Source organism: Mycobacterium attenuatum, from assembly GCF_900566085.1.
Classification (GTDB): Bacteria; Actinomycetota; Actinomycetes; order Mycobacteriales; family Mycobacteriaceae; genus Mycobacterium; species Mycobacterium attenuatum.
This window is the reverse complement of sequence record NZ_UPHT01000219.1, coordinates 1-1,265: the sequence shown is the minus strand read 5'-3', so window position 1 is coordinate 1,265 and position 1,265 is coordinate 1. Positions and strand designations below refer to the sequence as shown.

Annotated in this window: 1 protein-coding gene; it reads left to right on the top strand. The window is 73.9% G+C overall.

Annotated features, from left to right (window positions below):
• Nucleotides 1–1,265, top strand: a 1,265-nt coding sequence (locus EET13_RS30790; protein ID WP_168991369.1) for a PE-PGRS family protein, incomplete at both ends; no start/stop codon positions are given.

Sequence of the window (1,265 nt, the reverse complement as noted above, 5' to 3'; positions counted from 1 at the left end):
CGGCGGTGCCGCTGCCGCGCTGGCCGGCTATGGCGGCGCTGGCGGTAACGGCGGCAACGGTGCTGGCAACGGCGACGGCGGCAGCGGGGGCAACGGCGGGACTGTGTCTCAAGACGGTGCCTACAACGCCACCGGCGGTGCCGGCGGCAACGGCGGCAACGGAGCCGGCACCGGCAACGGCGGTTCTGGGGGCGATGGCGGTGGCGTGATCTTCAATGACGGTGCTTCCACGGCCACCGCAACCGGTGGCAATGGCGGTGCCGGTGGCATCGGCGTGACCGGCGGCACGGGCGGCATGGGTGGTGATGCCAAGACTGTCGGGCTGGGCGCGGTGCGTCCCGGCACCGGCGGCACCGGCGGGGACGCCGACCCCGATGTCGGCGCCCACGGTGGCCACGGCGGTACTGGCGGTACGGCCGAAATCGCCAACGGCCTGAACGTGAACAACGCTGTGGGTGGCGCCGGTGGGACGGGCGGCCAGGGCGGCAGCACCAGCGACGGCGGCAACGGCGGGAACGGCGGCGCGGCGTTGATCGATAGCGCCAGCTCGTCGGCCAGCGCCATCGGCGGCACCGGCGGGGCCGGTGGAGCGGGACCCAATACCGGCAGCGGCGGCTTCGGTGGGACTGGTGGTAACGCCACCAACTATGGAGCCGGTACGGCCACCGGTGGCACCGGCGGTGCCGGCGGTATCGGCTTGGCTGGCGGGGACGGTGGGACCGGTGGCGATGCGACCAGTTATGGGACCGGAAACGCCACCGGCGGCACCGGCGCCAACGGCACCAACGGTGTCGGTGACGGCAGTACCCCCAGCCTCGGCGGGTCGGGTGGCAACGGGGGTAGCGCCACCGTCAGCAACACCGCCTCGACCGGTGTGGCGACCGGCGGGCGAGGCGGTACCGGTGGCGGTGGCACATACGGCGGCAACGGCGGCATCGGTGGGGATGCCGCTACCGCCGGGACCGGGCAAGTCGTCGGCGGTAGCGGTGGGGGTGGTGGTACCGGCGACGGGGCCAACGCGACCGGCGGGGCCGGTGGTGCCGGCGGCGACGTCCAGGTCACCCATAGCAATTACGCCAATACTGTCCAAGGCGGTGCTGGCGGTGTGGGCGGTAACGCCACCGGCCAGGGCGGGGTCGGCGGCGCCGGCGGGGCCGGCGGCGATGCGCTGATCTCAAGTAAGGCTGGGGCTACGGGCAATGCGATTGGTGGGCGTGGCGGGGCGGGCGGCACCGGCAACAATGCGGGCACCGGTGGTGCCGGCG